The organism is Streptosporangium sp. G12, assembly GCF_052983175.1.
This window is the reverse complement of sequence record NZ_JBRIQO010000043.1, coordinates 57,907-64,651: the sequence shown is the minus strand read 5'-3', so window position 1 is coordinate 64,651 and position 6,745 is coordinate 57,907. Positions and strand designations below refer to the sequence as shown.

Annotated in this window: 3 protein-coding genes and 1 pseudogene; 1 reads left to right on the top strand and 3 read right to left on the bottom strand. The window is 68.3% G+C overall.

What is annotated here, in order from left to right:
• Positions 1–34: 34 nt before the first annotated feature.
• The 3 genes and pseudogenes from ACVCAG_RS42255 to ACVCAG_RS42245 all read right to left on the bottom strand — a co-directional run.
• A pseudogene (locus ACVCAG_RS42255) lies at positions 35–343 on the bottom strand (AbfB domain-containing protein); the annotation flags it as partial.
• Between the two features lie 173 nt (positions 344–516).
• Positions 517–1,944: a family 43 glycosylhydrolase gene (locus ACVCAG_RS42250; protein WP_440088915.1), complete on the bottom strand. Its 1,428-nt coding sequence runs from the start codon at positions 1,942–1,944 to the stop codon at positions 517–519.
• A 307-nt stretch (positions 1,945–2,251) separates the two neighbouring features.
• Positions 2,252–3,727 (bottom strand): family 43 glycosylhydrolase, encoded by a 1,476-nt coding sequence (locus ACVCAG_RS42245; protein ID WP_440088914.1) that lies wholly within the window; start codon positions 3,725–3,727, stop codon positions 2,252–2,254.
• A 1,234-nt stretch (positions 3,728–4,961) separates the two neighbouring features.
• Here ACVCAG_RS42245 and ACVCAG_RS42240 point away from each other — a divergent pair.
• Positions 4,962–6,713 carry a right-handed parallel beta-helix repeat-containing protein gene (locus tag ACVCAG_RS42240; RefSeq protein ID WP_447191488.1) on the top strand — a complete coding sequence of 584 codons (1,752 nt, stop codon included), beginning with the start codon at positions 4,962–4,964 and terminating at the stop codon, positions 6,711–6,713.
• Positions 6,714–6,745 lie beyond the last annotated feature (32 nt).

Sequence of the window (6,745 nt, the reverse complement as noted above, 5' to 3'; positions counted from 1 at the left end):
AGGGCGCGGCGCGCGTGCGGTGGGGGCATCAGGGTCATCCTTCTGTCAGGCCAGGGGAGAAGGTCACGGTGAAGGAGTCGCCGGAGGCGAAGGCCGAAGCGGACGCCTTCAAATCCAGCCGCATCTTGTAGTTGTAATGGCGCAGATAACGGCCCAGAAGGTCGCACGACTCGAAGGAGGCCGTATCGCCGCCTGCCAGTCCCGCCCTGCCGCAGAACGTGGCGTCGCCCTTGAAGATCGCCGTGCCGTCGTCACGCTGCAGGGTGAGCGGCATGTGGTGATGCCGCAGGTAGTAGCCCGGCGGGTTCACCGCCTGGAAGGAGTGACAACCGCTGTTGGCCGGCCCAGCGGCGACTCAGATGAGTCGCCGATAAGAGTTATGCCTTTCCTGCGGTTCTGTACCTTCCTGCTCGACGGCGATCCGGTTTCCCCGTTTCTCCGAACCGCCGTCAAGATTCTGTGGATCGGCATCCGCCAGCAGCAAACCCTGCGTCCGCGGGGTGCCCCTGTTCTTCGTCAGGAGATGTTCCACTGCTGGGCGTTGTTGCCGTTGCAGGTCCACTGCCGCACTTCGGAGCCGGCCGCAGTGCCCCAGTTGTAGTTGTCCAGGCACAGGCCGCTGTGCCGGTTGGTCAGGGTGGAGTAGCCGCCTCCCACGGAGGTGATCCGCCACTGCTGGACGGCCAGGCCGTTGCAGGTCCACTGCTGGACGGGGGAGCCGGCCGCGGTGCCCCAGTCGGTGTTGTCCAGGCACAGGCCGCTGTGCCGGTTGACGATCGTGGAGTAGCCGTCGGCGGCCGGGGTGATCTGCCAGTCCTGGTTGGCCTGGCCGTTGCAGGTCCATTGGCGCACCTCGGCGCCGGGGGCGGTCGCCGCGTTGTAGTCGTCCAGGCACAGGTTGTTGTGCCGGTTGCGGATCCGCACCGTGGCGGGGGCGGCCTCACCCGAGGGGCCCGGTATCACGGTGGAGGTCGACACCGGGACGCCCAGGTTGGGGGTGCCGTCGGCGTTGAAGGAGATCTTCTGCACCCGGGTGGTGCGGGTGGTGCCGCAGCCCTGGCCGGACGAGGAGTTGGCGTGGTAGGCGATCCAGGTCTCGGTGCCGTCGGGGGAGGTGAAGAAGGAGTGGTGGCCCGGGCCGTAGACGCCGTTCGCGTCGTTGCGCTGGAAGATCGGGTTGGGGAACTTGGTCCAGGAGCCTGCCGCCAGCGGGTCGCCGCCTCGGTACTCCAGCATGCCGAGCTTGTAGTTGGGGCCGTTGCAGTGACTGGCCGAGTAGGTCAGGAAGGTGCGGCCGCCTCGCTGCAGCGCGAAGGAGCCCTCGTTGACGGCGCCGTCCTGGCGTTCCCAGGCCAGGGTGGGCGTTGAGATCCGGGTCCCGAAGGCGCCGGCCGTCCACGGGTTGGACATCGGCGCGATGAACAGCGACTGCAGGCCGTCGGAGGCGAAGGCCGAGAACGTCATGTACAGATTGCCGTTGAGTTTGAGCAGGCTGGCGTCGATCGCCCACCCGTTGTTGGGCATCAGGTTGACGATCCCGCGGATGGTGTAGGGGCCCATCGGGTCGGAGCCGGCGCTTTCGGCGACGTGGGTGCGGCGGGGCAGGCTGCCTTGTTCCACCGAGTAGTACAGGTACCAGCGGTTGTCGACCATCTCCAGGTGCGGGGCCCACATCGTGTTGCCGCCGGTCCGCACGACGACCTGCTCGGGGGCGCTGCGCAGACCGGCGATCGTCGCCGAGCGGCGCATCACGACGTCGGCCGACCAGGTGGTGGCGACGTAGTAGTAGAAGCCGTTGTGGAAGACCAGCGTCGGGTCGGCACTGTTGGGCGTTCCGACGACGGGATTGGTGAAGGACGGCCCGGGCGCCGCCGCGGCGCGACCGGGGCTGACGGCGGTATCAAGAGCAAGGGCCAGCACGCCGGCCAAGGCGAGCAGCAGCACTCGCCATGCCGTTCCTCGGGGAGGGGACAGTAACAACGGTCACTCCTGACATCGTTCGGGTTACGGGTATCGGTGCCGGGGGCGGGGCCGGTCCGCGAACCGGGGATCGGGCGAGGTCGCCCGTCACCCGGGCCACCCGGAAGGTGGCCTGGGCGGCCTGACCGGCGACGGTCAGTCCGCGAGGGGTGAGAGCAAGGTTTCCGGCGTGCGGGTACGGCGGGTCGGCCACGTCGCCGGAGCGGAGCCGCCACGGGGCGAGGCGGGACGATCGGGTCGGCCGGGCCCCGGTTTCGGTCCCGCATGTCGGTTAGTAGGCGAAGGGCCAGCCGGCCGCGTCCCAGCCGAGCTTGTTGATGCCGAGCAGGGACGCGCCGTTGTCGGCGTAGTAGTGGTAGAAGAGGATCGACCCGTCGGTGTCGTCCAGGTAGGTCTGGTGGCCGGGGCCGTGGACGCTGCCGCGGCCGGCCAGGATCTCGGTGCCGCCGCCGGAGTTCATCGCCACCCCGTTGCGGTCGGTGAAGGGGCCGTTGACCGAGGTGGAGCGGCCCACCATGATCCGGTAGGTGCTGGAGGCGCCCTGGCAGCACCGGTCGAAGGAGACGAACAGGTAGTAGTGGTCGCCGCGGCGGACGAGGGTGGGCGCCTCGATGGCGCCGCCGCCCCGGCCGGCGACGCTGGTGAGGGTGGTGCCGGTGCGCCTGCCGGTGGCCGGGTCGAGCTGGATCTGCTTGATACCGGACCAGAACGAGCCGAAGGTCAGCCACCAGCGGCCCTGGGCGTCGATGGTCATGCTGGGGTCGATGGCGTTGAAGTTGTCGCTGGTTCGGGACTCGATGACCAGGCCCTGGTGGGTCCACGATCCCGAGGCGCCGGTGGTGGAGGTGGCCAGGAAGATCGCCGAACGGTTGGAGCCGAAGCTGGAGGCCGAGTAGTACATGTGGTAGCGCCCGTTCACATAGGTGATGTCGGGCGCCCACACGTGGTTGCCGCCACCGGTGTAGGGGTGCGCCCACGAGACGCCCCCGGGGAAGGCCGACCCGGCGTTGCGCCAGGTGGTGCGGTCGGTGGAGGTCTTGAGCGAGATGTTGTCACCGGTGTGGGCCAGCAGGTAGGTGCCGCCCGGGGTCTTGGTCACCTCCGGGTCGTGCACGCCGACGTCACCGGCGACCGGGCCGGGAGGAGGGTAGGCGGACGGCGGGGTGGTGGGGTCACCGGAGCCGCCGAGCTTGACCAGCTGCCACTGCTGGTTGGCGCCGCCGGCGTCGGTGTACTGCGACAGGCGGGCGCCGTCGGCGGTGGACCACTCCCAGGTCTCCAGGGCCTTGCCGCTGTTGCGGTTGATCAGGCGGATGTGCCCCGCGTCGCTGTCGAGGACGCGGAACTGCTGGTTGGTGCCGTTGTTGTCGGCCCACTGCACGACGTTGGCGCCGTCGGCGGTGGAGCGGGAGGAGATGTCGAGCACCTTGCCGCTGTGGCGTGAGCGCAGCCGGTAGTAGCCGCCGCCGGAGTCGACGAACTGCCACTGCTGCCAGGCGCCGTCGTTACGGGACCACTGGACGATGGGGGCACCGTCGCCGGTGGCGCGGTCGAGGACGTCGATCGCCTTGCCGCTGTGCCGGTTGACCAGGACGTAGGAGGCGCCGGTGTCGATGACGGCCGCGGCGGCCGGGGACGCGGTCACGATCGACTGGCACAACGCGAGCAGTACCACGACGGCTGCCGCTAAGGCGGCGCCGACGCCACGGCGGTCGTGTCGGAGGGGAGGGCTTGAGAGTCTGTTCATGGGGGGTCCTCTTGTCTGGACGATCAGCAGAGGGAACAGGTCACAATGGTTGTTAACGTTAACAATCAACGGCGGAGGCGGTTGTTCTTCCTCTCGGAAGTCTTCTGATGCGGGTGCTCAACAAAGGGCTGTCGCCGATGTTGTTAGCGTTAACACTCCTCTGTGCAACCAGCGGTTCACGGGGTTGTGAGGAGATTGATTCTTAGTGTTAACACCAACATCGCCTTCGTCAAGGGGGCGTGCGGCATCTCCCGGAACGACATGAAGGACACACGGCGTCGTCGCGATCACTCATCGTGACCACGGGCTTCCCGATCGCAGGGAAGGTGGCTTCCCCCTCCGCCGCGCCATCGTCACGCCGACGTGTTCATCAAGACCTGGACCTGCGAGTGTGCCGACGCGTTGCCCGGCCGCGTCACCGACGTCATGGAAGTCTGGTTGTGCGCCCGTCGCGGGACGGGCGTCGCCGAAGATTTCCCACCATGACGCGGCCCATGCTGTGAAACTTTCACCGGGTCGGTGCCGAGACGCGACGACGGCGAGCGAGGGGACGGGGCGGGACGCGCGATCGAGCTCTCGGAGTGCCGCGTGTACTGGCGTACGGTTTCGCCGTGCCGCCGGTGTTCGTCGACCTTCAGGCCAGTTCTCTCGTAAACGTTTTCATCGTGTTCTGACCGGTCGTGGGAGTCCAGAGGGCGGCGGTCCTGCGCGAGCCGTCCGCGTGCGGCGGCGGTCCCGGACGGCCGGCCGGACACCGGGTCTGGTGTCCGACCTCGTCCGCCGGCGGCACGGATCCCGGCCCTGGCGCATGAAACGTTCAGGGCGCACCCATCGGCTCGGCTGGCCGGTGGTGACTTTTACCGCGAGGTCGACGACGGATGTTGACAGCGGCTCACCTCTTGTGGTTAAACCGCTTTAACAATCTGCGCTCCTCGCTGCAACGAAGACGAAACAAGTACAGGCTCGCCCCACTCTGTTCCTCCCATCGTGGGATCGCGTCCGGCACTGCTGGAGCGCCGGTCGCGACCCGCCTGGCAGGGACCGTCTGTCCGCGAATCATCCACACCCCCAGTGATCAGTTCGGAACGAGCCGGCGTGTCGGCTTCGCCGATGTCAGAAGGCACTCCGACATCGCCGCGTACCCGGGGAGGCCCTGGCCGGCCCTTCTCCATCCGGCCTGCTCGGTCGTCCGCCTTCGCAAGCTCATCCTGATCACCCGGCCAAGGAGATCCCGATGCATCTCACACAACGGTGGCGAGCTCTTCGCCGGGTCGCCGCCCCGGCGATCCTGGTCATGGTCGCCGTGATCGTGCCCGGCACGACCGCGGCGAGCGGCGCGACCACCGCGGCCGTCTACTACGTGGCCCCGAACGGCAGCGACAGCGCGGCGGGGACCCAGGCCGCTCCGTGGGCCTCGATCGCCCGTGCGCAGGCGGCCGCCCAGCCCGGGGACACGGTCTACCTTCGGGGCGGCACCTACGCCTACACCCGCGCGAACAGCAACTGCGCCAGCCAGACGGCCCGGGTCGACGCGATCACCCTGAACAAGAGCGGCGCCTCCGGTAATCCGATCCGTTACCAGGCCTATCCCGGGGAGAAGCCGGTCTTCGACTTCTCCCGCATGACGGACAACTGCCGGATCAAGGGGTTCGGCGTCACCGGCAGCCACCTCCACCTCAAGGGGCTGGAGGTCAGGGGTGTGCCGCAGAACAACACCCTGAACGCCGAGTCCTGGGGCATCTGGGTCTCGGGCGACAACAACGTCTTCGAGCTGATCAACACGCACCACCACATGGGAACCGGCCTGTTCGTCAACGGCGGGGGCGGCAACCTCGTTCTCAACTCGGATTCGCACGACAACTACGACCCGAACAGCTCGGACGGGCCCGGCGAGAACGCCGACGGTTTCGGTGTGCACTACACGCCGGCCGGCCGGCCCGCGAACGTGTTCCGCGGGTGCCGCGCCTGGTGGAACGCCGATGACGGTTACGACCTCATCTCCACCTACTCGCCCGTGACCATCGAGCACTCGTGGTCCTGGCGTAACGGGTACATGCCGGGGACGACGACGCCTTCCGGCAACGGCGTCGGCTTCAAGGCGGGAGGCTTCGGCGCCGAGTACGACTCCGGCGCGGTGAAGCACACCGTCCGCTTCTCCGTCGCCTTCCTCAACAAGGCGGCGGGCTTCTACTCCAACCACCACCCGGTGGCCAACGACTACTTCAACAACACCGGCTACGGCAACCACCCCAACTTCAACATGCTGGGAATCACCTCCAGCGGCGCCGCCGCCGGCCGGGGAAACCTGCGCAACAACCTCGCCTACACGGGCACGCCGACGTCGAACATGGCCGGCACCAGCTCCGCGCACAACTCCTGGGACCTGGGCGTCGCCCTGTCGGACTCGCAGTTCCAGAGCGTGTCGACCTCCGGCTGGGACGCGCCCCGCCAGGGCGACGGTAGCCTGCCCGTGCTGCCTCATCTCCGCCCCGCCGCGAACAGCACCCTGGTCGACAAGGGCACCGACGTCGGCCTGCCCTACACCGGGCAGGCCCCGGACCTCGGGGCCTTCGAGCGGTCCGGCGACACGCCGTCAGGACGGCGTTACGAGGCGGAGATCACGCCGGCGGTGTGCCAGGGCAGCATCGACTCCAACCAGGTGGGCTTCTCCGGCAGCGGGTTCTGCAACGGCAACGCCGCCGTGGGCGCTTATGCCCAGTTCACGGTGAACGCGTCGGCGGCCGGTACGGCGACGCTCGGAATCCGGTTCGCCAACGGCGCCGGCAGCGGCAGCGCACGGCCGGCGAACCTGATCGTCAACGGATCCACGGTGGGGACGGTCTCGTTCGAGTCCACCGGCGCCTGGACGACGTGGGTCACCAAGACCGTGACGGTTCCGCTGAACAACGGCGGCAACACCGTCCGGCTGGACCCGACCACGGCGGCCGGATTGCCCAACATCGACCACCTCGACGTCAACGGCTGAGCGTGCACAGCGCCGTCGCCACGATGATGAAC